The organism is Bradyrhizobium ferriligni, assembly GCF_056837965.1.
This window is the reverse complement of record NZ_JBXEJO010000287.1, coordinates 1-443: the sequence shown is the minus strand read 5'-3', so window position 1 is coordinate 443 and position 443 is coordinate 1. Positions and strand designations below refer to the sequence as shown.

1 protein-coding gene is annotated in these 443 nt (G+C 40.2%); it reads right to left on the bottom strand.

Features of this window, described 5'->3' with window-relative positions; genetic code table 11:
* Positions 1-101: 101 nt before the first annotated feature.
* Positions 102-386: an endonuclease/exonuclease/phosphatase family protein gene (locus AC1VNY_RS42690; protein WP_482409705.1), complete on the bottom strand. Its 285-nt coding sequence runs from the start codon at positions 384-386 to the stop codon at positions 102-104.
* Positions 387-443 lie beyond the last annotated feature (57 nt).

Here is a 443-nt window from a genome sequence, read left to right as displayed (position 1 = left end):
TTCCAAGAGTGGTTCTAATGCTAGAACGTACAACAAGGGAGACAGAGAGCAACCCTGTCTAACTGACCGGGTTAACTCGAAGGTTTCACTTATTGTATGGTTCACCAATACCCTACTTTCGGGTTTGGTACAATCGCTACCCTCCCTTCATTATCCCTACTCCCTTTTACAAAGACCCACCTGTCTGATGTCTGTATAATAGCTACCCCTGATCCCGTGTTGTGAATTCCCAGACTAAAGCATGCATGTTTTAAACCTAACTGTGTTGTAATGTTGGATGCATGTTGATCTGTTCGTATATTGGTTTCTTGTATGAGTATGAAGTCTGGTTTGTATTTGTGTATGAAAGTTATGATGTATTGTAATTTGTTTCGCATACCACATATGTTATGCTGGCTATTTTAATTCCGTCAGCCATTTCTAATATGTTGGTGGTGTTTGAC